This is a genomic window from Arthrobacter sp. Hor0625 (genome assembly GCF_052567525.1).
The window spans coordinates 1,670,831-1,697,121 of the sequence record NZ_CP199586.1 but is presented as its reverse complement, the minus strand read 5'-3'; the positions used below and the strand labels follow the sequence as shown (position 1 = coordinate 1,697,121).

Here is a 26,291-nt window from a genome sequence, read left to right as displayed (position 1 = left end):
TACACTGGCGGGATGGAAGCGACTGTCCGCGGAGTGCCGGTGCACTACGTCGAGTCCGGCAGCGGGACGCCGGTCCTCGCCCTGCACGGCGTCGGGGTGGACCACCGGGAGGTCGCGGGCGCCCTGGAACCGGTCTTCGCCGCCGCGCCTGGCTTCCGGCGCCTGTACCCGGACCTGCCCGGGATGGGCCGCACCCCGGCGCCTGCCAGCCTGGCCGGCAACGACGACGTGCTGGACGTCCTGCTCGACTTCATCGACGCCGTGGCCGGTCCGGGGCCGCTGCTGGTCATCGGCCACTCCTACGGCGGGTACCTGGCCGGGGCCATTGCCGAGCACCGGCCGGAGCAGGTGATCGGCCTGGCGCTGGTCTGCCCGGTCGGCGCCAGCACCGGCCGGGTGCCTGAACACGAGGTGCTGGTGTCCTCGCCCGGCCTCTCCCCGGACCTCGGCCCGGAGCTTGAGGCGTCCTACCGGGGCTATTTCGTGGTGCAGACGGCGGAGACCCTGGACCGGTTCCGGGAGACGGTGGCCCCGGCCGCCCCGCTCGTGGACGAGGCCGGGCTGGCGCGGATCTTTTCGCGCTGGGAGCTGCGCGGCCTGCCGGGACCCGGCGCGGTCTACGCCCGGCCGGTCCTGGTGCTGGCCGGGCGGCAGGATTCCACCTCGGGGTACGCGGGGCCGGCGGACCTGGCCGGGCAGTACCCGCGCTGCACCCTCGCGGTCCTGGACCGTGCCGGCCATGCCCTGCTGCATGAGCATCCCGCCCTCGTGCGGGCCCTGGTCGTCGACTGGCTGGCGCGCGTGCGGGAGCACGCCGCGGCCTAATGCGGCGGACCTGCGCGTCCGACCCGGGCAGTTAATCCATTCGGTATAGTATCCGCGTGGGCTGGCGCCACTGGCGTCGGTTCCCCCGACTCTCACACCAAGGAGCCTCCGTGGGCCAGCAAGCGACGGAAACGACCGCCCCCGATGACCGTCAAGCCCATGCCCCCGCGCGGGACGCAATACGGGGTGTGCTGCTCGGCATCCTGGCCGGGATTGTCGGGCTGGGCCCGTGGTTGATCACCGGGGCGCAACTGCCCCTGCAGAACCTGTGGGCCGCCGAGACGGGCCCGGACCAGATGCCTGTGTCCCTTCTGCCGGTCAGCCAGTATGAACTGACTACCATCGTGGCCCTCCTCACCGTGGGCGGCGCGGCAGCAGGGCTTGCGGTGCGACTCTGGTCCCCCGCCCGGCGGCGGTTGGCGGTCTGGTGTGCGGCAGCCGGGGTCCTTGTCGTCCAGCTCACGGCGACGGCGCAGTCCTTCACAGTACTCGACGACGGGCTGGGGGACGGTGCGATGGCCCGTCTCTACTTCGCCGGGCTGCTTGCCGGTGCGGTAACGTCCCTCGCCGCGGCCCTCGTCGCGCTCCTGCTGCTCTCGTCGACGTCGCGGGCGCTGATGGCCTTGGGCGTCGGACTCATGGCCGTGCCGTTCGGGTCTTGGCTGGTGGAGTGGGTTGTTGGCTTCGTGGGGCCCACCAACATTCCGGCCATGGTGCCGTCAGCGGCCCGCTGGATCCCCGCCATCCTGGTCGGCTGCGCCTTAGCGTGGTGCGGCCTTCGTAGTTGGCCGCGCGCAGTGGTGTGGCTTGCGGACCTGGCCCTGTTGTGGGTGGTTCCCGCTCTGTTCATCTCCGTCAATTACGTCCTGGGAACGAGGGTAACAGCCGGGGATCTCCAGGAGATGCTGTTGATGAGTAGGCAGATTCTGGCGGCCACCCTCGGACCAGCCGGCGGAGCGTTGCCCACTGTTCTGGTGGCCTTGGCCATTGCCGCGGCGGGCCTGGGAGCCCGATCCCTACTAGCCCGGCGTCGTCCGGCCGTGTCCGGGGAGTGACCCGACAGTTAGGAGGGCCTTGCGGGCAGCGGGCAGCGGCTAGTCCGCGGGTGCCATTCCGTCTGGCAGACCGACGTCGACGGGGAAGGTCATAAAGGCGGGCGTCTCATAAGGGTGGGCGGCCACGGCGGCGTTGACGACGGCGCTCCGCCGGGACCGCGGGTAGATAGCCTCGATGCGGGTTTCCGGGACTTCCTCGGGGGTACCGACGGCGCCGATGGCCGGGTTAGCGCCCGGCAGCGGCGTGAAGCGACCCGTCCCTTCGGCGCTGAAGGAGCAGTGCGAATAGTTGCCCAGCCGGCCTGCGCCGGCGTCGCCGATGGCCTGGCGGAGGGCCTGCGCCGCGCCGGTGGGGACATAGATGACCAGACAGTCCATGGGCTCCATGGCTGAAAGTCTGGCACGCCCGGTCCCGGGCTGGGGACCCGTGGGAGGGCCCTTCCGCACCCAGCGCACCTAGGATGGAGCTCCGATGACCCGCCAGTCGCGGGAACCGCCGACCCGAGGAGCACCAATGTCGTTGAGCAAGGGAATGTCCGTCGAGTGGAACACGCCGCAGGGGCCCACCCACGGCAAGATCGTGGAGAAGAAGGTCAGCGACTTCGAGCTGGACGGCAAAACCCACCGGGCCAGCCAGGATGAACCGCAGTACATCGTCGAATCGGACAAGACCGGCGCCAGGGCGGCGCACAAGGCCTCGGCCCTGACCGAGAAGAAGTAATTCCCGGGGCCGGCCTGAGGCTGGACGCCTGCAACCGACGTCGCCGGGCTCGCCCTACGACGCCGGGTTGGACCTACGGCGCGAGGCCGGTGCGCCCCGCCGGGGCCTCGACCCCGGACCCAGCGTGCGCAGAGCCCAGTAGCGACAGCTGTCGCTTGACCTCGTCAAGCTCGACCTGAAGCTGGTCCACCGTGGCCCGGTACTTTGCGAAGGACGCCGCCCGGCGCTTCGCCGCAACGTAGTTGATGATGGCGGCGAGGACCGCCAGCGGGAAGGCCAGCAGCAGCGCCCAGCCGGAGGCTCCCAGGAAGTCCAGCGCGACGGGAAGTGCCTCCTTGAAGGCCAGGAAGTCGTTCACCCCGCCAACCACGCCGTTCAGGGCCGCATCCAGCGGTTGCAGAAACTGGCCGACGACGGGCGTGCCGGCCAGGGAGGGGGCGCTCAGGCGCTGCGCTCCCCCGCCGGACCAGCGCGGATCGCCGAAATGGTTCAGGACGTAGATCCCGGTAGCCGCGTTGAGGGCGGCGAAGAGCAGGACGGCACCAACCGCGGTGCTGTGCAGCTTGCGCGGGCGCCAGAGTCCGGCCGCGAGCGCAAACACGGCGGCCGCAACCCAGGGAAGGAGTCGGAGGTTGTCGAGGCTCATGCCGCCCAGTAAATCCAAGGAATGTCCTGCCTAGCTTTGAAGAGGTGACCCGTCCCGGGCCAGAAGCGAGCCTACCTCGACGCCCGGGGTCCCGCGCGTCGTCCCGCCAAGGACGCCCCCCAAGAAAACCGTGTCCGCGCGGGCCGGTTCTCACTACACTGGAACGCATGACCGAGCATGAACCGGTCCCGCCGCGGACGGCCGTGGCCGACGGCGTCGCCGGTCCCGGGGACACTGCCCCCGCCCCGTTCCAGCGCAGCCCGGCGCAGCGGTCCCGCACCTTCACCGGCATCCTGGTGAATACGGGCCTGGCCAACATCACCACCAGCTACCTTTGGTTTGCCCTGACGTTCTGGGTGTATCTGGAGACGCGCAACGTGATCGCCACCGGCGTCGTCGGCGGGGCGTACATGCTGCTCATTGCGCTCTCCAGCATCAGCTTCGGCACCTACGTGGACCGGTACCGCAAGCTGGCGGTGATGCGCTTCGCGGCCGCCTTCACCCTGGTGATGTTCGTCCTCGCCGGTGCCCTGTTCCTGCTGGTCCCGGGCGGCCGGCTGCTGGACCTGACCCAGCCGTGGTTCTGGGTCTTCACCCTGATCATCCTGATCGGCGCCGTCGTGGAGAACATGCGCAACATCGCGCTCTCGACGACGGTCACCATCCTGATCGAGCCGGAGCGCCGGGCCAACGCCAACGGGCTGGTGGGCATGGTGCAGGGGCTGATGTTCATCGTCACCTCGGTGCTCTCCGGCCTGTCGGTGGGGCTGATCGGCATGGGCGGGTCGATCGCCGTCGCCCTCATCCTCACCGCGCTGGCGTTCACGCACCTGCTCACCCTGCGCATGCCCGAAGAGGCGCAGGCGGCCGGCAGCGACGCGCAGGGCGGCTTCGACCTGCGCGGCTCGCTCGCGGCGGTCCGGGCCATCTCCGGGTTGTTCGCGCTGATCGTGTTCTCCACGTTCAACAACTTCATCGGCGGTGTCTACATGGCGCTGATGGACCCGTACGGGCTGGAGATGTTCCCGGTGGAGCTGTGGGGCACGTACTTCGCGGTCGGCGCCACCGGCTTCATCGTCGGCGGGGCGCTGATCAACAGGTTCGGGCTCGGCACCAACCCCCTGCGGACCATGCTCTACGCCGTGATCTTGATGGGGGTCCTTGGCGCCGTGTTCACGCTGCGGGAGTGGGCGTGGCTGTACGTCGCCGGGATCTGGCTGTATCTGGTGCTGGTGCCGTTCGTGGAAGCCGCCGAACAGACGGTGATCCAACGGGTGGTCCCGCTGGAACGGCAGGGCCGGGTGTTCGGGTTCGCGATGGCGTTCGAGTCCGCGGCGGCGCCGGTCACCTCGTTCCTCATCGCCCCGGTCGCCCAGGTGTGGATCATCCCGTACGCGCGGTCCGCCGACGGCGCCGCCCTCCTGGCGCCGCTGCTCGGCGAGGGCACCTCCCGCGGCATCGCCCTGGTGTTCCTGGTCGCCGGGCTGATCATGGTCGCCGCGGCGGCGCTGGCCTTCCTGACCCCGGTCTACCGACGGGTCTCGGCGTCGTACGCCCAGGCGGGAGCAGGGGCGACCGCGACGGCGGAGACCGGCGCCGCGCCCTCGGGCTGAGGGCCGCGCGTGCCGGACTTGCTGGGCAGCGCGGCCTGAAGCGTGGCAGCGAAGAGCTGCTCGGCGAGCCGGATGAGGTGAGCGGGGGCGCTTGATTCCTCACCGCTGGGATCGTGGCCCAGGAAGACGCCCGTCCCGTTGAAAGTGCCATCAAGGTCGGCGCCTGCTTCGCGGATGAGCACCTCTGCCCGAGGGTTCTGCGGCAGCCGCCCGCCCTCGTCGTTCAGGTAGACGTGCCAGTCCGCGCCTGCGAGGGACTCCACGTTCCCTCCCACCAGGTCCTGCAGGACATCGACATCGACGTCCATCGTTTCTATTCGCACGGGCTGGGTGAGTTGGGCAGGGACGATCAGGGCGTCGTAGGTGGTGTTCATGGTTCTGTTTCTTGTCTTTGGGCTTACAGGAAATGCGAGGCACCTCGGGCCCGGCGGTGTTCCGCGAGGGGGTCTGCGTCGCGGCAGAAGGGGTGCAGGCGGCCGAGCGGGCTAAGAGTTTCGCGCCCCGCCGCCCGCGGCCTATCAGCGCTGATTCTTGCGCGGCTTCACGAAGTGAATTTCGCTATTTTCGCTTTTGGCTCTTTTTTCCGCTCTCTTTTCGAGAATCGTCTTTCCTGCTTTTTTGGCACTGCCACTCTTAAGCAATTTTCCGGACAACGGAATCACACCTTTCTGTGCTTGCGTGTACCAACGACCATACACGTTTATATTTTTTATGCCAGTTTTCGGAAAAGCATAGATCCGGCGGTGAGCTTCCCGGCAGCGAATGCTCTCCGGGGGACTCCCGCCCAGCACCCGGGCGGCTCAGAGCGTCGTGGCGCCGATCGCCCATTCACGCTTCACCTAGCACGAAGTGACAGGATTCCGGGCGGCATCCGTTCGGCATCCAGGCCATAAAAATCCAGAAGTAATGCGGCTTTGTTTACCCTAGGGCTACTCGCAAACGCTTTTAGAAAACGCTGCCAGAAATTCCGGCGATTGGCAGCCCGCGCTTTTGGGCAAGAATGTGCGCTCTTCGAGCTGCATCACTGGAATGTGCCGGCAAACCCCGGCTAGCGCGTGACGGGCTGCTGCAGCTCGGTCACCCAGTCCGCCTGGTCCTCCGACTCGGCCCGCAGGTACACCTCGCGGCACGGCCCGGACGGAGTGAAGCCGCGGGCGATGATCTCGGCGTGGACGGCCTGCCAGCTCTCGCCGATGCGGTCCATCGGACCCAGATGGACGCCGCAGATCGCGGTAGGGACGTGGGGAAGCTCCACCGCCTCGACCCCGTCGGGGATGTTCCCCGTGGCGGCGTACCCGGCGGTGATGCGCATCCCCTCTTCGCCCGCTTCGTACTGGGCGATGGGGGTCTCGAGGGATCCGCCGGCGGCGCGGAGCACCCCGGCCACGCCGTCGAACAGCGGCCCGACGACGCCGGCCACCTCGGGTTGTTCGGCGACGGCGGCGGTGCGGGCCGCGAGGCGGACGGCGGGGAGGGACTTTTCGATGATTTCGATTTGGGTCATGTGCTTTTCCTTCTCAATCAGGTGGAGCCTCCGCTCGACGTCGATGAGCCGTGCCACGGCCAGTCGCTGTTCCTCCGCCACCTCGGCGCGCCGGATCTGCAGCAGCCGGGCCATCCGCTCCGCATCAACCCCGGCCTCAAGCATGGCGGCAACGTCCGCCAGGCCGAACCCGAGCTGGCGGAGCGCGACGATCCGGTGCAGCCGTTCCAGCTGGGCGGGATCATAGGAGCGGTAACCGCTGAACTCATCCACGTGCGCGGGAACGAGCAGCCCGGAGGTGTCCCAGTGCCGCAGCATGCGGTGGGTGACCTGGCCGATCTGCGCGAACGCTCCAATGGATAACATGACTCAGTTCTCCCGCCTTCCACAGTGTCAGAGTCAAATATCGCGGCCGGGCTGCCCTAGCGGTCAGGAAGATCCTTGAGGTAAACGTTCAGTTCCCGGGCGCTTTCAAGAGCTGCCGAATCGACGTCCACGACGGCCACGGAGTCACCTTCCGGCAGGAGCGCAGCGTTGCGGCCGAAGGGCGTCGCAAGACAGCTGTGTCCGGTGAAACCCGCGCCGCAGTGGTTGGAGTAGGCGATGAAGACACCGTTTTCAAGCGCCCGAGCCGGAACCTGCAGGGTGGATGTCGACGTCGCGGAATAACCCCAGGCTCCGGATCTACCGGGCATCCGGTACTCAAGTTCCGGCACTGCGGTGGGAACCAGCAGTACTTGCGCACCGGCCACGGCCTGAGACCGCGCAAACTCGGGGAACTCGACGTCGTAACAGATCCCCATCCCCCAGCGCCACCCTTCCCACTCAAACGGGGGCGCGTAGTCCCTTCCCGGGGTGATGAAAGCCTTCTCCTCCGCACCAAAGAGGTGCCGCTTGTGCACGCGGACCACCTCCTCCCCCTGCGGGCTGAAGAACGAGGCCGCGATGTGTCGAATCGTCCGGCCCTCGACGTCTTCGCCTGCCGCACCGCCAGGACTGTCAATCGTGGACCCCACGACTGCCACGCCGATCTCGCGGGCCAGGACTCCGAGGCGTCCACGGATCTCCGCCCCGTCCCACTGCCAGGCAGTGGCTGGCGTGTATCCGGTAGCGAACAACTCGGGCGTAACCACCACCCTTGCTCCCTGTTCCGCTGCTTCCTCAATGAGACGTCGCAAGGTCGCGATATTTTCGTCGACGCTGCCCGGCACAGCACGGCCCTGGACAACACCTACCCGAATTGGCTTACTCAACGCGCCTCCTAATCGGCTTCGTGCCGCCCACGAATTAAACCTTTGCACTTGTTGACACCCAGTGTGACCGGCAGCATACTTTGAAACCAAATCGCATTTGGTTATTCGTCGGTCCGGGAGTTCCGGCCTGTTCCACCCCTCCCACGAACTTTGCAGGAAAGGCACGGACATGAGCACATCACGTTCCACGAGCATCGGGGTCGTCCCGCCGGAGCGGACGCCTGATTTCACGGCGCACCTGGCTGAAATGGGATTGTCCCCTGCCGTAGCAGGGGAGATCGAGCGTCGCATCGTGGCAATAGAGACCCAAGAGTGGCAGGACGACTCACGCAAACCCATGTCGGCATCGGAGTTGACCGGCTACGTGCTGGTCTCGGTCGCAGCATGCGTCGTCGGACTCCTGTTGGTGATCCTGTGACGGCCCCTACGAGCAGTGCACCGGGCTCGGAGCTTTCGACGGAGCTAGAGAACGAAGCCGCTTTCGGGACCTTCCCGCTCCTCAAGCACGAACGCCTATGGTCCGGCTGGGACTACACCTGGGTGAACACTGCCCTCGCTATTGCCACATGGGCCTTCATCGTAGGCGGCTCGACCGCCTTGCTGGTCGGCTTCCAAGATGGCATAGCAGCCATGATCATCGGCAACGCCATCGGGCTGTGCTTCATGGTCCTGGCCTCCACCGTCGCCTCACAGCGCTACGGGTCCGAGCAGTACACCATGCTCCGCGGCGCCTTTGGCGTGGTGGGCGTGGCCGTCCTGGTCTTCACGGTCATAGTGATCACGGAAATGGGCTGGTCATCACTTCTGGCCGTCATGGCGGGCAGGGCAAGCAGTCAGGTCATCGCCACGGCCACAGGCGCAGCGCTGAGCCAGTATGGTCCCGCTGTCACTGTCGGCGGCCTCCTTTCCATCCTCCTTGCCTGGTTCATCCTCTCGCGTGGCCCGGTGACGCTCGGAAAATTCAACAAGGTCATCGCGCCCGGCCTCGCAGTCATCACGGTAGTGATGATGGTTTTCCTCGTGGCCAATACCTCCGTGGGAGAGCTCTTCAGCGCCGCGCCGCTGGCTCCATTCGATGACAGCACGTTGAACTTCATGGTCGCCGTCGAGTTCAACGTCGGTGTCGGCGTGTCCTGGTACCCCATCATGGGGTCCCTGGCCCGGATGACCTCCAGCCGAAAAGCCGCCGTCTGGCCTGCCTATGGCGGACTGTTCATTGCCACCCTCATCGCCCAGATTGTTGGGCTCGCCTCTGCACTTACCCTGGGCGATTCCGACCCCACCGTCTGGATGGTGCCCTTCGGGGGTCCGGCGCTAGGCGTCGCCGTGCTGATCTTCATCGCCTTCGCGAACATCACCTCGATGTCGTCAATCGTCTACTCCACAATCCTGGCTATCCGCCAATCCTCCGGCCAGCTTCTCTCGCGGATCTCTTGGAAGGCCCTGACCGCAGCATTCTTCGTTCTTCCAGCTGTCATGACCTTCTTTCCGCAATTCATGTACGAGCAGTTCATGGTCTTCGTGTCTGTTTCCGGCGCCTTCCTGACCTCCATCTGCGGGACGGCGCTGGCCGACTACTTCTTCCTGCGGCACCAGCACATGGACCTGCGCCAGCTCCACCTCGGGCAGCGCGGCACGCTGTACTCCTACGCAGGAGGCGTGAACTGGGCCGGTCTTGGCGCCGTAGCAGTCGGTGCACTGTTCTACCTGTGGCTCTACAACCCGATCACGCTCGAAGCCCAGCCCATCTTCAACGTGGTTACCGCCTCATTGCCGGCAGCCATACTGTCGGCGGCAACCTATCTAGTGCTGATGAGGGTCTTCTACCGGAACCGCCCCACGGTCCCCAACGCAACCGCCCTCTCCAAGGAGCCCTAACCCATGCCCGTAGTAGCCCGTGCTGCCGTCCATACCGGCCAAGGAGCCGAAGGCCTTGAAATCATGAAGGTCACGGTTCGCGATCCCGGCCCAGGCCAGGTTCTCGTAAGGATGGGGGCATCCGGGGTTTGCGGCTCAGACCGGCACGTACTCGACGGCGATTGGACACTTCCCAGCCCCACGGTCCTCGGCCATGAAGGGGCCGGCACGGTCGAATTAGTCGGCGATGGGGTTGAGACTCTCGCAGTCGGCGACCGGGTCGTCATGACTTGGTTCTACCCATGCCAGGCGTGCAGCAACTGTATTCAGGGCAAGCCGTGGGTGTGCACGGGCTCGCGTGCCGGGGAATGTCTGCTCCCTGACGGCAGTTCGGCCATGGAAATGGACGGCGCACCGGCGTTCCCCTACCTGGCCGTGGGCTCAATGAGTGAATACGCAACCGTCCCCGAACAAGCAGCGATCAAGATCCCGGATCTTGTGCCTTTTGAGGTTGCTGCTTTGATCGGCTGCTCCGTGGCCACCGGCGTGGGCGCCGTCGTTAACGACGCTCAGGTAATACCCGGCCGATCAGCCGTCGTCATCGGAGCAGGAGGAGTGGGGCTGTGCATCATCATGGGTTTGGCCTTGGCCGGCGCCAACCCCATCATTGCCGCAGACATACACCCCGAATCACTGGAGTTGGCGAAGCGCCTCGGAGCGACCCACACAGTCATTTCCGGAGACGACCTTCCGCAGCAGATACGAGCGCTCACTGGCACCGGAGCCGACTATGCCTTCGAGGCGATTGGCCGCCCCCAGTCCATAGCGCAGATGCCGGCTTGCCTGACCAGCGGCGGCACGGCAGTCATAGTCGGCCTGCCCCCGGAAGACTCTCCGGTTCATATCGATGCCCTGGAAATGGCAGAGGGAGGCAAGCGCCTGCTGGGCTCAAACTACGGCTCCACCGTCCCGGCCCGCGACTTTCCCCTGCTCGCCGGGCTCTACCTCAACGGCAAGCTTCCCCTGGACGAACTGATCACGAAGCGCTTCGAGCTCGACGACGTCAACGACGCGTTCCAGCTCATGCGTTCCGGTGCCCGCGGCCGGAGTGTGATCACCTTTTGAGTTCAAATACCGCGGCAGGGCTCGCTCCTGCCCTGATGCGATAATCAGCTATGGCCCGCCCCAAGAAGAACATTCTTTCTCCCCAGATCATTGCCGAAACGGCGCTGAAATTGGTGGACAAGGGGCATGACTTCACCATTCCGGGAATCGCGGCCGAGCTTGGAGTGAACCCGTCGTCGCTCTATCACCACGTGACGGGCGGGCGGGCCGAGATCATCAAGCTAATGCGCCGCGCCCTGTACGAGAAGATCGATTTGTCTGGGCTCACCGATCCACTGTTGCCTTGGCAGGACAGGCTGGAGCAGTGGGTCAGGTCCTACCGCGACTCTTCCGCGCTGGTCCCCGCGGCGCTCCCCTTGCTGGTGGGGGCGGCGGTGGATGACTCCTTAACGCTGCAAATCTACGAGGCGCTGTTCACGATCCTGGATCAGGCGGGCGTCGGACAGGAGCAGCAACTGGCCGTCGCCGCCATGCTCGATGCCATTGTTATCGGCTCCGCCATTGATGCCGCCTCACCGGACCCGCTGTGGACAGCCACCGAGGAGCTTCCGCGCCTGACCTCCCTGGCCAGCCCGGAGGCGATGACGCGCCGCACCCAGGACGGGCTGACCTTGGCGATCAGGGCCGCAGTGGCACAGATCGAGGCGATCGCGGAAGCCCCCCGGCGGTGAAGAGCGCCGTGGCATAAAACGACGACAGTCGCCCCGCGCCTCCTACGTGGCCCAGTCATCGTCGCCGAACGCCCGGCCGCGGAAGTGCGCGCGGAGGTATTCGCCGACGACGGCGGCGCCCAGATCCCCGGTGTCCGGCGCCACCACCCGGCCATCGACCCGCCGGGCCAGCTTCTGGATGAACCGTTCCAGCCCGGGATCGCGGCCCAGCCGGAAGAACGTCGCCTGCACCCCGGCGCGGCCCAGCCGGTCCAACTCGGCGACGGTGACGCGGATGGTCTCGGCGTCCGGCGGATAGTTGAACCACGAGTCGCCGTCGGCCAGCAGGTGGGCGGTGGGTTCGCCGTCGGTCACCACCAGCAGCACCGGCTGCATGGACGGGTGCTTGCGGAAGAACCGGCCGGCCAGCAGCAGCCCGTGGTGCAGGTTGGTGCCCTGCTGGCGGAAAGCCGGCAGTGCCGTGAGCTCGCCGATGTCCATGGACTGCGCGTACCGGCCGAACGTGATCAGCTGCAGCCGGTCGCCGCGGAACTTGGTGGACACGAGGTGGTGCAGGGCCAGCGCGGTGCGTTTCATCGGCACCCAGCGTCCCTCGGCGGCCATCGAGAAGGAGACATCCACAAGGAGCGCGACGGCGGCCTGGGTCCGCGCCTCGGTCTCGGTCACCTCGATGTCGTCCACGGCCAGGCGCAGTCCGCGGCGCGGGTCGCCGCCGTCGGCGATGGTGCGGCGGATCGCGTTGGTGATGGTCCGGGTGACGTCCCAGGGCTCGGCGTCGCCGAACTCCCACGGCCGGCTGGAACCGGTCTGCTCCCCCGCGGCGCCGGCCATCCGGGTGTCCCGGCTCCCCTGCCGGCCGGAGAGCTGCTTGGCGGTGTCCCGCAGCAGCGACCGGCCCAGCCGGCGCATGGCCTGCGGTGAGAGTTTCAGGTCCCCGTCGGCGCCGCGCTGGAGGAAGCCGCCGTCGTGCATGGCCTTCTCAATCTCCGCGAGCGTCCGCGCCGAGACGGCCGCATCCTGCCCCAGCTGGCGGGCCAGTACCTCCAGGTCCAGGTCATCCAGCCGGGAGCCGTTGTAGGACTGGGAGAGCTGCTCGGCGAGTTCGTCCAGTTCGGCGAGGTCCTGCAATACGCCGGTGCCGTCGCCGAGCCCCAGACCCTCCTCGCCGTTGAACTGTTCGGAGCCGGACCAGTCTTCGCCGGGCCGCAGGGCCTGCAGGTTCGCATCGAGTTGGCCCAGCTGTGCCATAAGCTCCGGCGAACCGAACGCCTGGGCGGAGAGCTGCACCAGTTCCTCGCGCTGCTCGGCGGACATGGAGCGCAGCATCCGCTGCGCGGCGGCCGAGCGCTCGGCGAGCGCATCGATCAGCTCCTCGACCGACTGCGGGTTCTCCGGGAAGAACTCGCCGTGCTTGGCCATGAAATCCCGGAAGTCCGCGTCCGTGTCCTCGCCGCGGCGGTGCTTGTCGAGCAGTTCGTTGAGGTCGCCCAGCATCTCGGCGACGGCGGCGCGGTCCTCCTCGGTGGCGCCCTCGAGCGCCTGCTTCATGCCAGCGAAGCGCTGGTCCAGGATCTCCCGGCCCAGCAGGTCCTTGATCCGCTCGTAGGCTTCCCGGGCGGTACTGGACTGCCAGTCGTAGGAGGCGAGCTCGTTGACCGCCGCGGCCGTGGACTGGGGCAGGTTCTGCAACTGCATCTCGCGGAAGGCGCGGTCCGTGTCATCCATCCGGACGTCGCGGGCCAGCTGCTTGCGCTCCTCCAGCACCGCGGTCTCCAGCAGCTTCTGGACCTCATTCAGCGTCCCGTCCAGCTTGTGACGGCCCAGCAGGTCCTTGCGCCGCTGCTGCACCCGGCCCGCCAGCTCGTCGAGGCCTTCCCGGTTCCGGCCGCCGCGGCGCAGGTACTCCTGCAGGGCGTGCCGCGGCGAGTACCCGGCCATCACGTCCTCGGCGACGGCGTCGAGCGCCTCCGTCAGGTCCACCGGCGGCGCGAGCGGATCGGGCCCGCCCGCGTACCGGCTGTAGCGGGACCGGTGGTGAACACTCATGGCGGCCTCCTTAGACCTAGCGGCGCCTAGCCGTAGACGGTGGCTTCGTCGTCGGAGTCCTTGGAGATCCGGCGGGCGAGGTAGAGCCCTTCGAGGGCCAGTTCGACGGCGGCGGCGCGCTGCCCGTCGTTGGTGGCGCCCAGGCGCTCACCGATCTCGTCGTAGAGGCGCGACCCGTTGAGCGACGGGAGGCCCTCCAGGAATTCCCGCGCGGTGACCAGTTCGCCGGTGGTGACCGTGGTGTGGCCGTCCAGCGCCGCGACGAGGTCGCCCATGTCGAGGCCGTGGAAGTGCGCCCGCACGGCCTCGGCGGTGGCCATCCGCAGCAGGTGGTCCAGGATGTCCTGCTCCCGGCCCTCCTTCCCGGATTCGAACTCGATCTTCCCGGCCAGGACCTCCACGGCGGCGTCGAGGTCGATGATCCGGGCGACGGCCTCATCCTCGCCGCGCACGCTGGCCCGGCGCAGGGCAGCGGCGGCAACGGTCTCGGCACCGGCGATGGCGAACCGCGCGGACACCCCGGAGGTCTGGTTGATCGCCGGGGACTGGCGCAGCGCCCGGGTGTAGCGGGCCAGGATCTCCAGGATGACGGGCGGGACGCCGGCCACCAGGTGGCCCTCCTGCCGGATGACGGCCACCTCGTCCTCGAGCTCGATCGGGTAGTGGGTGCGGATCTCCGCACCGAAGCGGTCCCGCAGCGGCGTGATGATCCTGCCCCGGTTGGTGTAGTCCTCCGGGTTGGCGGAGGCGACCACCAGGACGTCCAGCGGCAGCCGCAGCACGTAGCCGCGGATCTGGATGTCACGCTCCTCCATCACGTTGAGCATGGAGACCTGGATCCGCTCGGCGAGGTCCGGGAGTTCGTTGATGGCGATGATGCCGCGGTTGGAGCGCGGCACCAGGCCGTAGTGGATGGTTTCCGGGTCGCCCAGGCGGCGGCCCTCGGCCACCCGCATCGGGTCGACGTCGCCGATCAGGTCCGCGACGGAGGTGTCCGGCGTCGCGAGCTTCTCGACGTACCGTTCGGAGCGGTGCCGCCACGCAACCCGCAGCCGGTCCCCCTCGGTGAGGGCCAGGGCGCGGGAGTGCTCGGTGATGGGCTGGTAGGGGTGTTCGTTCAGTTCCGAGTCCTCGATCACCGGCGACCACTCGTCCAGCAGCCCGGCCAGGGTGCGCAGCAGCCGGGTCTTGCCCTGCCCGCGTTCGCCGAGCAGGACGACGTCGTGTCCGGCCAGCAGGGCGCGTTCGAGCTGGGGCAGGACGGTGCGGCTGAAGCCGTACATCCCGGGCCAGGGGTCGCGGCCGGCGGCGAGCGCGGCCAGCAGGTTGTCGCGGATCTCGCGGCGCAGGTCCTTGTGGACGTGGCCGGAGGCGCGCAGTTCACCAACAGTGAAGATTTCGGGGCGATCACTCACTCCTCCACCGTAGACCTGTACCCGGCGGGGAATCGAGGGATTTGGTGAGATTCCTGCGCACCCGGACGCTTGGCGGAATAGGCTGGATGCTGATGGCTACAGCAACCGCAGACGAAGCAACTCCTCCCCCGGCGCCCGCACGCCCTGGCACCCTCCTGCTCCTGGTGCGCCACGGCCAGACGCCGACGACGGGCTCGGTCCTGCCGGGCCGGGCGCCGGGGCTGCACCTCTCCGACCGGGGCCGGGAGCAGGCCGAACGTGTCGCGGACCGGCTCGCCGGGCTGCCGGTGGATGCCCTGTATTCCTCCCCGCTGGAGCGAGCCTGCGAGACGGCGGAGCCGACGGCGGCGCGCACGGGTTTGGCGGTGAAGCACGACGAGGGGCTGCTGGAGTGCGATTTCGGCGGCTGGACCGGCTCGGCGATCGCGGACCTGGCGGCGCTGCCGGAGTGGCAGACCGTGCAGCACAGCCCGTCCCAGTTCCGCTTCCCGGACGGCGAGAGCTTCCCCGAGATGCAGTCCCGGATCGTCGGGGCCATGGAGGCGCTGTGCGCGGCCCACGCCGGCGGCGTGGTGGTGTGCTTCTCGCATGCCGATCCCATCAAGGCTGCGGTGGCCCATGCCCTCGGCACGCCGCTGGATCTGTTCCAGCGGATTGTGATCAGCCCCGGGTCGGTCTCGGCCATCACGTTCGTGGAGGGCCAGGATCCCGCGGTGCACATGGTGAATTCGACGGCGGAACCGCTCAGCGGGCTCCGGGCGTCATGACTGTTTCTCCGAGGCGGGAGGGACCGTGTCCGGCCGGGAACTGACCCTGCTGACCGAGGGCAGCATCGAGCTGCTCGGCCTCATCCCGCGCAGCAGCAACCAGACGTTCCTGGTCCAGGTCACCTGCGGCGAGGACGAGGGGTACGCGGTGTACAAGCCGGAGGCCGGCGAGCGGCCGCTGTCCGATTTTGAACCCGGCCTCTACAAGCGCGAACGCGCCGCCTACCTGCTGAGCGCAGCGCTGGGGTGGGGCTTCGTTCCGCCCACGGTGATCCGGGAAAACGCACCTCTGGGCGTCGGGTCGCTGCAGTGGTTCGTCGAGTGCGACTTCCAGCAGCACTACTTCACCCTGTTCGAGGACGCCCCGGAGACCCACGCTGAGCTGGCCCGGATCGCCCTGTTCGACTTCGTCGCCAACAATACCGACCGCAAGAGCGGCCACGTGCTACGCGGCGACGACGGGCGCATCTGGGGCATCGACCACGGGCTGTGCTTCTCGGCGGCGTTCAAGCTCCGCACCGTGATCTGGGACTTCGCCGGGGAACAGATCCCCGAGGCGCTTCTGGCGGACATCGCCCCGCTCGCCGAGTCCGTGCCTGACGAACTGGCGGAACTACTCGACGACGAGGAGGTCACCGCCCTGCAGCGCCGCGTCCAGCGGGCGCTGGTTGCTGGGTCACTGCCGGTCGACCGGACCGGCATGCGCTACCCGTGGCCACTGGTTTAGGCCTATCGATGACAGCGCGGGGTCCTTCCAGATTTGCGCTCTGGACGGCGAGCCCGGCGCGACCACAGCCGCGCTCTCCCGATGACAAGCCTCAGTCGATCGCACTGCATCAAGCTTGGAATGTGGGCTCCTTTGACACGAACAGTCACAATTAGCGCCCTGGTCACCAGCGTCGAGATCGATCCGACCTACGGCTTCACGGCCCCAGCAAAAAATCAGGGCGAAACGACGGCCCTACCTGCATGTCCATCAGCGTGGGCAGCGTTTTGGGCTTGGTATGCAACGGAAGCAGCGTTCTGCGGCGCAATGGGATTCTTCGGCCCCGGAGCCGCTCTCGCTTGTGCCTTGGCCATGGGCCTGGGCGGAACAGCCCTCGACTTCGACCGCGGTTGCTAGGATCGAACCAATGAACCAAACAATGCGGAATGGTCAAACCAAAAACGCTTACTGGATACTCCTGAGCGTATTCTTCGCTGCCGGAGTCGTCGTTGTTGGCCTTGCCGAGGGGTTGATTCTGCTCGGAACTGCCATCACACTGGTGGCCGCCATTCTCGGCCTTACAGCTCTGCATGGGCAGTTCAGGAAAGACGTTCTGCGAAGTCTCTCGACCGCGTCACCTGGCGTCGGGATCTCGGCCGCCACCGTCATTGCCGTTGCCGTCCTGCTGCGCGGCGCTGATTCCGCAGTTTGGGCAGTCCCTCTACTGGCCGTTGGCGCCTCAGTTGGACTTTATGTGTGGTTGCACCGCCATGGCCACTACGACGAGTCCGCTGCGGTCTGAGGTCTTGACGGCGGTGTGGCAGCGAAGCCGCCCGCTTCCAGTGGCGGGCGCTGCCTCCTAGAGGCCGATGCTGACATCGTCTAGACGATGCTGTGGGACTCTGGCTGCAGCCTTTCTTACAGAAGTTGGCAATCTGTCGCTCCTGGATCGCGCTGTGGGTTCCGGTCCGCCGTCTTCCACGCCCGAGAGACACCCGGTACCTCTTTCAACGCATCGCATCTGCCCCGGCTCGGTCTCGGCCGTCACGCTTGTGGAGGGTCAGGATCCCGCGGTGCTCATGGTGAATTCGACGGCGGAACCGCTCAGCGGGCTCCGGGCGTCATGACTTCTTCTCCGAAGCGGGAGGGTCCGTGTCCGGCCGGGAACTGACACTGCTCACCGAGGGCAGCATTGAGCTGCTCGGCCTCATCCCGCGCAGCAGCAACCAGACCTTCCTGGTCCAGGTCACCTGCGGCGAGGATGAGGGGTACGCGGTGTACAAGCCGGAGGCCGGCGAACGGCCGCTCTCCGACTTCGAGCCCGGGCTCTACAAGCGCGAACGTGCCGCCTACCTGCTCAGCGAATCGCTGGGCTGGGGCTCCGTCCCGCCCACGGTGATCCGCGAGGACGCTCCCCTGGACGTCGGGTCGCTGCAGTGGTTCGTCGAGTGCGACTTCCAGCAGCACTACTTCACCCTGTTCGAGGACGCCCCCGAGACCCACGTCGAGCTGGCCAGGATCGCCCTGTCCGACTTCGTCGCCAACAACACCGACCGCAAGAGCGGCCACGTGCTGCGCGGCGACGACGGCCGGATTTGGGGCATCGACCACGGGCTATGCTTCTCGGCTGCGTTCAAGCTCCGCACCGTGATCTGGGACTTCGCCGGGGAACCTATCCCCGAGGGTTTGCTGGCGGACATCGCACCCTTGGCCTGGTCCGTGCCCGCCGAGCTGGCGGGACTGCTCGACGATGACGAGGTCACCGCCCTGCAGCGCCGCGTCCAGCGGGCGCTGGTTGCTGGGTCGCTGCCGGTGGACCGGACGGGCATGCGGTATCCGTGGCCGTTGGTGTGATCGAACGCTTGCCCAGCAGTCTGGCCGGGTGCGATGGCTTGACACGTCCCCGTCCGCATCTTTTGGGCGGCGAAAGCACTTGCGGTTTGAGTTCAGCTTTCCAGTCCCTCTTTACCCCGAAGACGCCTGTCTCCGCGAGCCGGAACGGCACGGAACAACCAGCCGACAGCTCAGCCGGGGTCGAGTTCGACCCGGACCTCAACCGGTAGTTGTCGCTCAGAAATAGTCTCCGGACTCTAGGAGAGCGTGCCACGCGTCTCGTGGGTTCTGGAGAATGCGGTAGGCAACCGCTGACCGCAGCCAAGACTTTCCAACCTACGTCCGCAGTTGGTAGTCGTGAACCTCAGACACGGCCACGACATCCAGTTCCCGACGAAACTCGGGGGTACCGTAAGGATATGCAAATGCGATGGACGGATCCCGATAGTCTCACGGTGACCTTGGACAACCAAACCTTCGATCACGCTACCGGGGGAATGAACCAAGAAATCCACGGAGAAATAACAACCTCTGCTGAGGAATGGCTTCACATCGTCGTTAGGGTGCTCAGCATGCTGCCTGGGAAGCGTAGCCCCGAGGGGGACTATTACCTGACGCCGGCCGACGCTGATCCAGACATGATCGGGGACTTGGTCGCCGCGATGCTTAAGGACCTACCGACTTATCGACCACACGGCTAAGGCAGAACCTGAGTCCGAGTCGGCGCGCACGTCTCGACGCTAGCGGGATCTCTCAAGTCTCACCGCTCCTGCACAACTCAGTACTGTGGTAATGGAACACGGACGTCACGCCTTGCTTACGAGCGCGTGCTGTTGGACCTCACCAGGACGCCGCGACGGGGTGATCGTCTGGCACACGGATGGGCTACACCGGCGGCCCTCGAACTTTAGCGGTTCGAGGACACGTGCACCCGGGCAGGAGTGCGCGACGTAGTGACTCTTTCGGGTGACATCGACTTTGCAACGGGGGAAGGGATGCTGATGGCCCGGCTGTGGTAGGCGGTCTCTGCCAATGAGTCAGATTGCCGGGGCCAGCCTAAGGCCTTGGGATTGCACAAACCGGATGCCCCCACGCATGGGCGGACCCGGTGCATTCGGGTTCCGGGGTGACAAGACCGCCCACGAGCCAACGGAAACCGGCGTGATTCGTGATCTGAGTTTGCGTGCGCTGGCAGTTGAAACGCTGATTATCTGGGAGCCAATCATCAGCGCTGAGCAGGGCGGGCGTCTGCAAAGCTTACTGCGGGACCTGGCCCGGCGTTCAAACCTAGGTACCCGACGCCAGCCTCCAATGCGGCCCGCTCGGGGTCCGCCGCCGGTCCCCTCGCCACCTAGGTCCTGGCCGGATTCTTTGAACTAAAGTAGCGTCCACCGCCCTCGCTGGCGTCGGGATACAGCGTGAAGACCAACCGGCGTCGCGAACGACGAACCTGTCACTACCCGGCGGTCGGCATTCTGCCAAAAGAGCGCCAGAGTAATGTTGCTTCTTCAGGTCAAGCGCGCCGTTGCGCGCCGCTCCGTCCCCCCTGGGACAATCTCAGGATTACGGCACCTGTGATATGCACAATGAACCAGGCGTCCTCAACGGTGGAAGTCGTGGCCGCGTGAGCGTCCCCGTAGGTGCTGCGATCCGCCGACACCCAGTTCATCACCTTGTCCAAAGCGTCGATCATGGGAAGATCGTGGGCCGCTATGATCCCCTTGTTTTTCGCAGATTTGATGAGCGGACCAAGAGCATTTCCTTCGCATCCCAACGCCGTAAGCGTCTCTTGAAGAGCAGTTCCCGCATCAGTAATGGCGTCCCCTGGCTTACCGTCCGCAATTTCGTCCAAGGCGTCTCTGTACGCCAACTCTGCGGAATCGAAGTCCGAGCGGCCGGACAACAGGGTGAGAACAGGCGACACGACTGCATCGTGCATCTCCATCGAGGAGAACTCGACCATCTGATCTGCTACGAAGTCGAACGAAATCCTGTGTTCGCGGAGCGCCGTCCGGCACAGTTCCGCGAATTCTTCAGGCGAGTTCCAACTCTGACCGTCTTTGAGGTTGTTAAACGCAACATAGATTGCCTCAATGCATGTGGGCATATCTTCATCCGGGCAGGTTTGAACATAGACCCTGAAATCGTCAATGTCCGTGTAGCGGTTTGAGGCCAGGTGAAAAAGACCCTCATCACGAAGGATCAACCGCCGCGCTTCAGCTGCAATAGGACCACTTCGGTAGTAGCCGCCAACATCATCGAGCGCATGCAGGACCTTGGTCCGAAACTTATCGTCGAACTGGTCGGTCCAGAGGTCGACGCCCTGAGCCTCCTGCTCAACCAAGGTCTGCAATCTTTTGCGCCGCCCGAACAACACCCGCTATTCCCCTTTGTTTCGCCAAATGTCCACTAGTGAGCTTACGGCCCACACTCGACAACCCGTCCACCTCCCGCCCACGTGTCGTCCGACGGTGCATTAACATATGGCGGGGTTCCCCGCCCGGAGGGCTCCGATCGGCACGGTCTGCCCGGGCTGGGCCACCAGACTCAGCGAAGAGATCGGCGGCTTATCCCGCGAGTACGCGAAGGATACATCCTCGAACACGAGGCACCTGCGCTGAACCACAGGACCGCAAAAGGGGCAGCTCCGGCAAACTTCCCTTCACCAAAATCGGACTTCGACCCTGACGAAACCAAATATCGGCAGTGAACTAAGGACCGCGAATTCGCTTCGAGGATGCCTGTGTCGGCTGGAATGCTAATCGGTGTACGCTACCGAGTGACCAGAAATCACTGGCACTCTGCTGCAACTTTTAGAGCGCGGTGGTGCTGCCGCCTGCTGCGGCAATCTTTTCTGCGGCGCTGGCCGAGAATGCGTGGACGGTGACGTCAACCTTGACGGTGATATCGCCGGTACCCAGGATCTTGACGGGCTGGTTCTTGCGAACGGCACCCTTCTCAACCAGGTTCTCCACGGTGACTGCGCCACCTTCCGGAAACAGCTCGTTGAGCTTGTCCAGGTTTACCACCTGGTACTCAACCCGGAACGGGTTCTTGAAGCCGCGCAGCTTCGGCAGGCGCATGTGCAGCGGCAGCTGGCCGCCGGCAAAGCCAGCCTTGACCTGGTAGCGGGCTGCAGTACCCTTCGTGCCACGACCGGCGGTCTTACCCTTGGAGCCTTCACCACGACCAACGCGGGTCTTGGCGGTCTTGGCACCCGGGGCGGGACGCAGGTGGTGAACCTTGATCACTCCGCGGGGCCCCGTCCTGCCAGGCCCATTAGGAGGCTCCTCCCATACAGGAGGGTCTATTGCGGGACTGGGGTTCTTATGTGGCCGATCGGCTGGATTGATCTGCGGAGCCTCATCACCCACCGACGCCAACCCTTCCGAAAAGCCAAACGGCTATGGTCCAAAGCAGCAACCCGCCGCCACCGAACAGTATCACGTGAGAAAAACGGCGACGGATCTCTTCCAGGGCGTTGTCGTTGTCGTCGATGTATCTCCCGGACCATCCCGCCAGACTCCTCAGCAACTGCGCCTCTGAAGGACGAGGAACTTGGCGGTCGATGAAGTTCGTAATAATGTCCCGAGGATCGAGTCGAATCGTGAAGTCGAGCCCGGGCCTGATCACCCGGCATAGCTGTACTGTTGCCCAGGCTACTGAAAGGGTTGCCAGAATGGCGACTACATAGAACAAGCCACCAGGGGCCGCGGACCGCAATGTGGTCGTGACGAGAAAAGCGGTCGCTGTCCCAATGAAGGCCATATACGATACAGCACGCGTACGAATACCGTTTAGCTCGTCTACTTGATCGCTAATGCTTCGGCGACCTTCCTCGAACGCCACCCGATAGAGGCTAGTCGCCGCATCCATATCCGGAAGCGGGTCAGGTAGGCCGTGCCCTGCTTGTTGGCTCATGAGAGCAATACTAGGCCCGGGCCTTAGTAACACACAGGGATCAACGGCATTGATGCCCAGAATTACTACTGGGTTCAGCCGACATGGTAGGGAGCTGCCAGACTCTTGTCGCCAAATGCCGTTAGTTCTTGGAGCCGGTGCTAGCGACCTGCCTCGGGCGATGTCGCTTATCCGCTCTCAGTCGGGATTACATCACCACCAGAAGGCGGGCAGGACAAGCCCACGGACATAATCGGCAACCGGCGGAATGCCTAAGCGACTGAGAGAGCTCGAAGATTGCCGCCACTCGACTCGAAACTTGGGCCCAGGGTTCGCCATATACGCAGGCGACGCGGAACCAGCAACCGCGCTGTAGCCCGATGCCCTGTGTGGAACTCACACCTCCGCCACCGGAGCCGCGAACTGCGCCTCGTACAGCCGCGCGTACGCGCCGCCGGCTTCCAGCAGCGACGCATGGTTCCCCTGCTCCACGATCTGGCCAGCTTCCATCACCAGGATGAGATCGGCGTCGCGGATGGTGGAAAGCCGGTGGGCAATGACGAACGACGTCCTATCCGACCGCAACGCACTCATGGCCTTCTGCACCAGCACCTCGGTCCGGGTGTCCACGGACGATGTTGCCTCGTCCAGGATCAGCACCGACGGCCGGGCCAGGAACGCCCGGGCGATCGTCAGCAGCTGCTTCTCCCCCGCCGAGACGTTGCCGCCCTCGTCGTCGAGCACTGTGTCGTAGCCCTGCGGCAGGGACTTCACGAACCGGTCCACGTACGTCGCCTTCGCCGCCTCCAGGATCTCGGCCTCGGACGCACCGGGCCTGCCGTAGGCGATGTTGTCCCGGATGGTCCCGCCGAACAGCCAGGTGTCCTGCAGCACCATGCCCATCCGCGAGCGCAGCTCGTGCCGCGACATCAGCGCCACGTCAACGCCGTCGAGCGTGATCTTCCCGGCGTCGAGCTCGTAGAAGCGCATCATCAGGTTCACCAGCGTGGTCTTGCCCGCCCCGGTGGGCCCCACGATCGCCACGGTCTGCCCCGGTTCGGCCACCAGCGACAGGTTAGAGATCAGCGGTTTGTCCGGCGAGTACGCGAAGGACACGTCCTCGAACACCAGCCGCCCGCGCGTCGTCTCCGGCTTCAGCGGCACATCCGGATCGGAGAGCTGCTCCTCGGTGTCCAGCAGCTCGAACACCCGCTCGGCCGACGCCACCCCGGACTGCAGCAGGTTCGCCATCGAGCCCAGCTGGGCCAGCGGCTGGGTGAACTGGCGCGAGTACTGGATGAACGCCTGCACGTCGCCCAGCTGCATCGCCCCGGACGCCACCTGCAGCCCGCCCACCACGGCGATCCCCACATAGACCAGGTTCCCGATGAACGTCATGGCCGGCATGATCAGCCCGGAAATGAACTGCGCGCCGAAGCTGGCTTGGTACAGCTCCGCGTTCTTCTGCCGGAACGTCTCCTCCACCTCGCGCTGCCGGCCGAAGACCTTCACCAGCGCGTGCCCGGTGTACGTCTCCTCGATCTGGCCGTTGAGCTCGCCGGTGTTCTTCCACTGCGCCACGAACAGCTTCTGCGAGCGCTTGGCGATCAGCGCCGTCGTCACCAGGGTCAGCGGAATGGTGACCAGCGCGATGACGGCCAGCGTCGGCGAGAGGATCACCATCATCACCAGCACCCCCGCCACGGTCAGCAGCGAGGTCACCGCCTGGCTGATGGACTGCTGCAGGCTCTGGGAAATATTGTCGACGTCATTGGTCACCCGGCTGAGCAGCTCGCCGCGCTGCACGGTGTCGAAGTAGCGCAGCGGCAGCCGGTTGATCTTCGCCTCGATCCGCTCGCGCAGCCGGTACACCGTCCGCTGCACCACGCCGTTGAGGATATATGCCTGCATCCACATAAACGACGACGCCAGCACGTACAGCACCAGCGCCCACAGCAGCACGGCGGACAGCGCGGCGAAGTCGATCCCGGTGCCCGGCGTCAGCGCCATGGCACTGAGCATGTCCGCCTTTTGGTTCTCCCCGGCGGCGCGCAGCTGCGCGATCAGCTGCTCCTTACTCACCCCGGCGGGCAGCTGCTTGGACACGACGCCGGCGAAGATCAGGTTGGTGCCCTCCCCCAGCAGCCGCGGCCCGATCACCGACAGGGTCACGCTCACGACGGCGAGCGCCAGTACCAGCGCCAGCCAGAGCCGCTCGGGGCGCAGCTCGCCCAGCAGCCGCCGGGCGGACGGGCCGAAGTTCAGCGCTTTCTCCGCCGGGACGTTCATCCCGGCGAACGGGCCGCCGTGGCCGGGGCCGCCGCGCGGCCGCGGAATCCGCAGCGGAGCTTCCCGGCCGGCACCCGGTGAACCGGGAGCGCCGGAGCCCGGTAGTCCGCCCGCGCCGGAGCCCGCGAGACCGGAGCCGCCGGCACCTCCCGCGCCGCCGCCCGCCGTCGGCCGCTGGGATTCGACCTTGCTCATACCGCCTCCTCCGCCGCCAGCTGGGAGTTCACAATCTCGTTGTACGTCGCTGAGGACTCCAGCAACTCCTCGTGCGTGCCGTGCGCGACGATCCGGCCGTCGTCGAGCACCAGGATCTGGTCCGCGTCCGCGATGCTGGAGACCCGCTGGGCAATGATCACCAGGGTGGCGCCGGCGGTGTGCTGCTTCAGCGCCTGCCGCAGCCGGGCATCCGTGGCGGTGTCCAACGAGGAGAACGAGTCGTCAAAGATGTAAAGCTCGGGCCGTTTCACCAGCGCCCGGGCGATCGCAATCCGCTGCCGCTGCCCGCCGGAGACGTTGGTGCCGCCCTGCGAGATCGGCGCGTCCAGGCCGCCCTCCATCGCGCGGACAAAGTCCTCGGCCTGCGCGATGGCCAGCGCCCGCCAGAGTTCGTCCTCGGTGGCGTCGGGCTTGCCGTAGAGCAGGTTGCTGCGGACCGTGCCGGAAAACAGGTAAGGCTTCTGCGGGACCAGGCCGATGTGCCCCCAGAGCAGGTCCGGGTGCAGCTCGCGGACGTCCACGCCGTCGATCCGTACCGAGCCGGAGGTGGCGTCGAAGAGCCGCGGCATCAGGTTCACCAGCGTGGTCTTGCCCGAGCCGGTGGAGCCGATGATCGCCGTCGTCTGCCCGGCGCGGGCGGTGAAGTCCACGTCGGAGAGTACCGGCGCCTCGGCACCCGGGTAGGCGAATCCGACGTCGCGCATTTCCAGCTCGCCGCGGGCGGCGCCGGCGAGGCTGACCGGCTGCGCGGGCGGCCGGACGCTGGATTCGGTGCCCAGCACCTGCCCGATCCGGTCCGCGGAGACGGCGGCGCGCGGGATCATGATCGCCATGAACGTCGCCATCATGACGGACATCAGGATCTGCATGAGATAGCTGAGGAAGGCGATCATGGTGCCCACCTGCATGGACCCGTCCTCGATCCGGTACGCGCCGAACCAGATCACGGCCACGGAGGAGACGTTGAGGACCAGCATCACGGTGGGGAACGCGAGCGCCATCAGCCGGCCGGCGCGCAGTGCGGTGTCCGTGACGTCCTCGTTGGCGCGGCCGAAGCGGGCGGTCTCGATGTCCTCGCGGACGAAGGCGCGGACCACGCGGATGCCGGTGAGCTGTTCGCGCAGCACCCGGTTGACCGTGTCGATCCTGGTCTGCATGAGCCGGAACAGCGGCACCATCCGGGTCACGATCAGGCCCACGGCGGCCAGCAGCACCGGGACGCTGACCGCGATCAGCCAGGACAGCTGCACGTCCTGCCGGATGGCCATGATGACGCCGCCGATGCTCAGCATGGGCGCGGTGACCATCAGCGTCGCGGACATCAGCACCAGCTGCTGGACCTGTTGGACGTCGTTGGTGGAGCGGGTGATCAGGCTGGGCGCGCCGAACCGGGTGACTTCCTGTTCGGAGAATTCCGCCACCCGGCTGAAGATCGCCCCGCGCACGTCCCGGCCCAGCGCCATCGCGGCCTTCGCGCCGAAGTAGACGGCGGCGATGGTGCAGGCGATCTGCAGCAGGGTGACCATGAGCATCACGCCGCCGGTGCGCAGGATGTAGTCGGTGTCCCCGCGCGCCACGCCCTGGTCGATGATGTCCGCGTTCAGGGTGGGCAGGTACAGCGAGGCGATCGAGGCGGCCAGCTGGAAGACGACGACGGCGAGCAGCAGCCCGCGCTGCGGCCGCAGGTATTGCACGAGCAGTTTCCAGAGCATCCGGTCTCCAGTTCCAAGCACGGTCCCCGGTGGGTGGTCCGGAGGTCAGTTTACGTCCGGATGCTGGGCGCGGACGGGGTTATTCTCAGGGCGGACTTGGGTATGTGGTGCGGCTACCGCGGTGGTTGCGTGCCTCATCGGCCGCCAGGATACGTTGG

The 26,291-nt window shown here is 66.2% G+C and carries 24 protein-coding genes; 12 read left to right on the top strand and 12 right to left on the bottom strand.

The genetic code is table 11. The annotated features are described in order from the left end of the window. Positions 1–12 precede the first annotated feature (12 nt). On the top strand, positions 13–825 hold the full coding sequence (locus ACTWLI_RS07755; protein WP_445156049.1) for an alpha/beta fold hydrolase: 813 nt from the start codon (positions 13–15) through the stop codon (positions 823–825). Positions 826–935: 110 nt separating this feature from the next. Further along, the gene (locus ACTWLI_RS07750) at positions 936–1,880 is read left to right on the top strand and encodes a hypothetical protein (protein ID WP_445156048.1); all 945 of its coding nucleotides are present in this window, start codon (positions 936–938) and stop codon (positions 1,878–1,880) included. A 39-nt stretch (positions 1,881–1,919) separates the two neighbouring features. Here the strand turns inward: ACTWLI_RS07750 and ACTWLI_RS07745 are convergent, their stop codons facing one another. Beyond that, positions 1,920–2,267 carry a hypothetical protein gene (locus ACTWLI_RS07745; protein WP_445156047.1) on the bottom strand — a complete coding sequence of 116 codons (348 nt, stop codon included), beginning with the start codon at positions 2,265–2,267 and terminating at the stop codon, positions 1,920–1,922. A gap of 127 nt (positions 2,268–2,394) precedes the next feature. Here ACTWLI_RS07745 and ACTWLI_RS07740 point away from each other — a divergent pair, with 127 nt between their 5' ends. Beyond that, positions 2,395–2,601: a DUF2945 domain-containing protein gene (locus ACTWLI_RS07740; protein WP_445156046.1), complete on the top strand. Its 207-nt coding sequence runs from the start codon at positions 2,395–2,397 to the stop codon at positions 2,599–2,601. A gap of 73 nt (positions 2,602–2,674) precedes the next feature. On the opposite strand, the gene ACTWLI_RS07735 is transcribed toward ACTWLI_RS07740, so the two are convergent. After that, entirely contained in the window at positions 2,675–3,247 is a 573-nt protein-coding gene (locus ACTWLI_RS07735; protein WP_445156045.1) for a hypothetical protein, read from the bottom strand. 167 nt (positions 3,248–3,414) lie between these two features. Between ACTWLI_RS07735 and ACTWLI_RS07730 the strand changes: the two genes are divergently transcribed. Then, positions 3,415–4,860, top strand: coding sequence for an MFS transporter (locus tag ACTWLI_RS07730; protein ID WP_445156044.1), 1,446 nt, complete (start codon positions 3,415–3,417; stop codon positions 4,858–4,860). Here the strand turns inward: ACTWLI_RS07730 and ACTWLI_RS07725 are convergent. From ACTWLI_RS07725 to ACTWLI_RS07715, 3 genes are all read right to left on the bottom strand, one after another. Then, positions 4,776–5,234: a DUF3846 domain-containing protein gene (locus ACTWLI_RS07725; RefSeq protein WP_445156043.1), complete on the bottom strand. Its 459-nt coding sequence runs from the start codon at positions 5,232–5,234 to the stop codon at positions 4,776–4,778. The two genes, ACTWLI_RS07730 and ACTWLI_RS07725, sit on opposite strands and share 85 nt — an antisense overlap. A 674-nt stretch (positions 5,235–5,908) precedes the next feature. Then, complete coding sequence (locus tag ACTWLI_RS07720; protein WP_445156042.1) at positions 5,909–6,709, bottom strand: MerR family transcriptional regulator; 801 nt, start codon at positions 6,707–6,709, stop codon at positions 5,909–5,911. Between the two features lie 56 nt (positions 6,710–6,765). After that, complete coding sequence (locus ACTWLI_RS07715; RefSeq protein WP_445156041.1) at positions 6,766–7,596, bottom strand: nitrilase-related carbon-nitrogen hydrolase; 831 nt, start codon at positions 7,594–7,596, stop codon at positions 6,766–6,768. A 169-nt stretch (positions 7,597–7,765) separates the two neighbouring features. Here ACTWLI_RS07715 and ACTWLI_RS07710 point away from each other — a divergent pair, with 169 nt between their 5' ends. The 4 genes from ACTWLI_RS07710 to ACTWLI_RS07695 are packed head-to-tail and all read left to right on the top strand — an operon-like array spanning position 7,766 to position 11,249. Then, entirely contained in the window at positions 7,766–8,014 is a 249-nt protein-coding gene (locus ACTWLI_RS07710; protein WP_445156210.1) for a hypothetical protein, read from the top strand. After that, positions 7,981–9,474: a purine-cytosine permease family protein gene (locus ACTWLI_RS07705; RefSeq protein ID WP_445156144.1), complete on the top strand. Its 1,494-nt coding sequence runs from the start codon at positions 7,981–7,983 to the stop codon at positions 9,472–9,474. Before ACTWLI_RS07710 ends, ACTWLI_RS07705 begins: the two co-directional genes overlap by 34 nt. Before the next feature lie 3 nt (positions 9,475–9,477). Further along, positions 9,478–10,578, top strand: a complete 1,101-nt coding sequence (locus ACTWLI_RS07700) for an alcohol dehydrogenase catalytic domain-containing protein (RefSeq protein WP_445156040.1) — start codon at positions 9,478–9,480, stop codon at positions 10,576–10,578. A gap of 50 nt (positions 10,579–10,628) precedes the next feature. Next, positions 10,629–11,249 carry a TetR/AcrR family transcriptional regulator gene (locus ACTWLI_RS07695; protein WP_445156039.1) on the top strand — a complete coding sequence of 207 codons (621 nt, stop codon included), beginning with the start codon at positions 10,629–10,631 and terminating at the stop codon, positions 11,247–11,249. Positions 11,250–11,291: 42 nt separating this feature from the next. Here the strand turns inward: ACTWLI_RS07695 and ACTWLI_RS07690 are convergent, their stop codons facing one another. Then, the gene (locus ACTWLI_RS07690) at positions 11,292–13,295 is read right to left on the bottom strand and encodes a vWA domain-containing protein (RefSeq protein WP_445156038.1); all 2,004 of its coding nucleotides are present in this window, start codon (positions 13,293–13,295) and stop codon (positions 11,292–11,294) included. A gap of 26 nt (positions 13,296–13,321) precedes the next feature. Then, entirely contained in the window at positions 13,322–14,710 is a 1,389-nt protein-coding gene (locus ACTWLI_RS07685; protein ID WP_445156037.1) for a sigma 54-interacting transcriptional regulator, read from the bottom strand. A gap of 92 nt (positions 14,711–14,802) precedes the next feature. On the opposite strand from ACTWLI_RS07685, the gene ACTWLI_RS07680 reads away from it, so the two are divergent. The 4 genes from ACTWLI_RS07680 to ACTWLI_RS07665 all read left to right on the top strand — a co-directional run bounded on the left by ACTWLI_RS07680 (position 14,803) and on the right by ACTWLI_RS07665 (position 18,037). Beyond that, positions 14,803–15,477, top strand: coding sequence for an MSMEG_4193 family putative phosphomutase (locus ACTWLI_RS07680; RefSeq protein WP_445156036.1), 675 nt, complete (start codon positions 14,803–14,805; stop codon positions 15,475–15,477). 25 nt (positions 15,478–15,502) lie between these two features. Continuing rightward, the gene (locus ACTWLI_RS07675; protein ID WP_445156035.1) at positions 15,503–16,204 is read left to right on the top strand and encodes an SCO1664 family protein; all 702 of its coding nucleotides are present in this window, start codon (positions 15,503–15,505) and stop codon (positions 16,202–16,204) included. Positions 16,205–16,610: 406 nt separating this feature from the next. Next, positions 16,611–16,985, top strand: coding sequence for a hypothetical protein (locus ACTWLI_RS07670; protein ID WP_445156034.1), 375 nt, complete (start codon positions 16,611–16,613; stop codon positions 16,983–16,985). A gap of 350 nt (positions 16,986–17,335) precedes the next feature. Further along, entirely contained in the window at positions 17,336–18,037 is a 702-nt protein-coding gene (locus ACTWLI_RS07665) for an SCO1664 family protein (RefSeq protein ID WP_445156033.1), read from the top strand. A gap of 1,492 nt (positions 18,038–19,529) precedes the next feature. Here ACTWLI_RS07665 and ACTWLI_RS07660 read toward each other — a convergent pair. The 5 genes from ACTWLI_RS07660 to ACTWLI_RS07640 form a co-directional block, all read right to left on the bottom strand. After that, positions 19,530–20,360, bottom strand: coding sequence for a hypothetical protein (locus tag ACTWLI_RS07660; RefSeq protein ID WP_445156032.1), 831 nt, complete (start codon positions 20,358–20,360; stop codon positions 19,530–19,532). Between the two features lie 469 nt (positions 20,361–20,829). Next, positions 20,830–21,267: a 50S ribosomal protein L15 gene (rplO, locus tag ACTWLI_RS07655; RefSeq protein ID WP_445156031.1), complete on the bottom strand. Its 438-nt coding sequence runs from the start codon at positions 21,265–21,267 to the stop codon at positions 20,830–20,832. A gap of 115 nt (positions 21,268–21,382) precedes the next feature. Beyond that, entirely contained in the window at positions 21,383–21,937 is a 555-nt protein-coding gene (locus ACTWLI_RS07650; RefSeq protein ID WP_445156030.1) for a hypothetical protein, read from the bottom strand. 375 nt (positions 21,938–22,312) lie between these two features. Then, positions 22,313–24,400 (bottom strand): ABC transporter ATP-binding protein, encoded by a 2,088-nt coding sequence (locus tag ACTWLI_RS07645; protein WP_445156029.1) that lies wholly within the window; start codon positions 24,398–24,400, stop codon positions 22,313–22,315. After that, a complete protein-coding gene (locus ACTWLI_RS07640) occupies positions 24,397–26,133 on the bottom strand; it encodes an ABC transporter ATP-binding protein (RefSeq protein WP_445156028.1) in 1,737 nt (578 codons plus the stop codon). The genes ACTWLI_RS07645 and ACTWLI_RS07640 overlap by 4 nt, the downstream gene beginning before the upstream one ends. Positions 26,134–26,291 lie beyond the last annotated feature (158 nt).

Coding starts and splice junctions, on each gene's coding strand:
- ACTWLI_RS07755 (WP_445156049.1), top strand. CDS start 13: ATGGAAGCGACTGTCCGCGGAGTGCCGGTGCACTACGTCGAGTCCGGC.
- ACTWLI_RS07745 (WP_445156047.1), bottom strand. CDS start 2,267: ATGGAGCCCATGGACTGTCTGGTCATCTATGTCCCCACCGGCGCGGCG.
- ACTWLI_RS07740 (WP_445156046.1), top strand. CDS start 2,395: ATGTCGTTGAGCAAGGGAATGTCCGTCGAGTGGAACACGCCGCAGGGG.
- ACTWLI_RS07735 (WP_445156045.1), bottom strand. CDS start 3,247: ATGAGCCTCGACAACCTCCGACTCCTTCCCTGGGTTGCGGCCGCCGTG.
- ACTWLI_RS07730 (WP_445156044.1), top strand. CDS start 3,415: ATGACCGAGCATGAACCGGTCCCGCCGCGGACGGCCGTGGCCGACGGC.
- ACTWLI_RS07725 (WP_445156043.1), bottom strand. CDS start 5,234: ATGAACACCACCTACGACGCCCTGATCGTCCCTGCCCAACTCACCCAG.
- ACTWLI_RS07720 (WP_445156042.1), bottom strand. CDS start 6,709: ATGTTATCCATTGGAGCGTTCGCGCAGATCGGCCAGGTCACCCACCGC.
- ACTWLI_RS07710 (WP_445156210.1), top strand. CDS start 7,766: ATGAGCACATCACGTTCCACGAGCATCGGGGTCGTCCCGCCGGAGCGG.
- ACTWLI_RS07705 (WP_445156144.1), top strand. CDS start 7,981: ATGCGTCGTCGGACTCCTGTTGGTGATCCTGTGACGGCCCCTACGAGC.
- ACTWLI_RS07700 (WP_445156040.1), top strand. CDS start 9,478: ATGCCCGTAGTAGCCCGTGCTGCCGTCCATACCGGCCAAGGAGCCGAA.
- ACTWLI_RS07695 (WP_445156039.1), top strand. CDS start 10,629: ATGGCCCGCCCCAAGAAGAACATTCTTTCTCCCCAGATCATTGCCGAA.
- ACTWLI_RS07690 (WP_445156038.1), bottom strand. CDS start 13,295: ATGAGTGTTCACCACCGGTCCCGCTACAGCCGGTACGCGGGCGGGCCC.
- ACTWLI_RS07680 (WP_445156036.1), top strand. CDS start 14,803: ATGGCTACAGCAACCGCAGACGAAGCAACTCCTCCCCCGGCGCCCGCA.
- ACTWLI_RS07670 (WP_445156034.1), top strand. CDS start 16,611: ATGAACCAAACAATGCGGAATGGTCAAACCAAAAACGCTTACTGGATA.
- ACTWLI_RS07650 (WP_445156030.1), bottom strand. CDS start 21,937: ATGAGCCAACAAGCAGGGCACGGCCTACCTGACCCGCTTCCGGATATG.
- ACTWLI_RS07645 (WP_445156029.1), bottom strand. CDS start 24,400: ATGAGCAAGGTCGAATCCCAGCGGCCGACGGCGGGCGGCGGCGCGGGA.
- ACTWLI_RS07640 (WP_445156028.1), bottom strand. CDS start 26,133: ATGCTCTGGAAACTGCTCGTGCAATACCTGCGGCCGCAGCGCGGGCTG.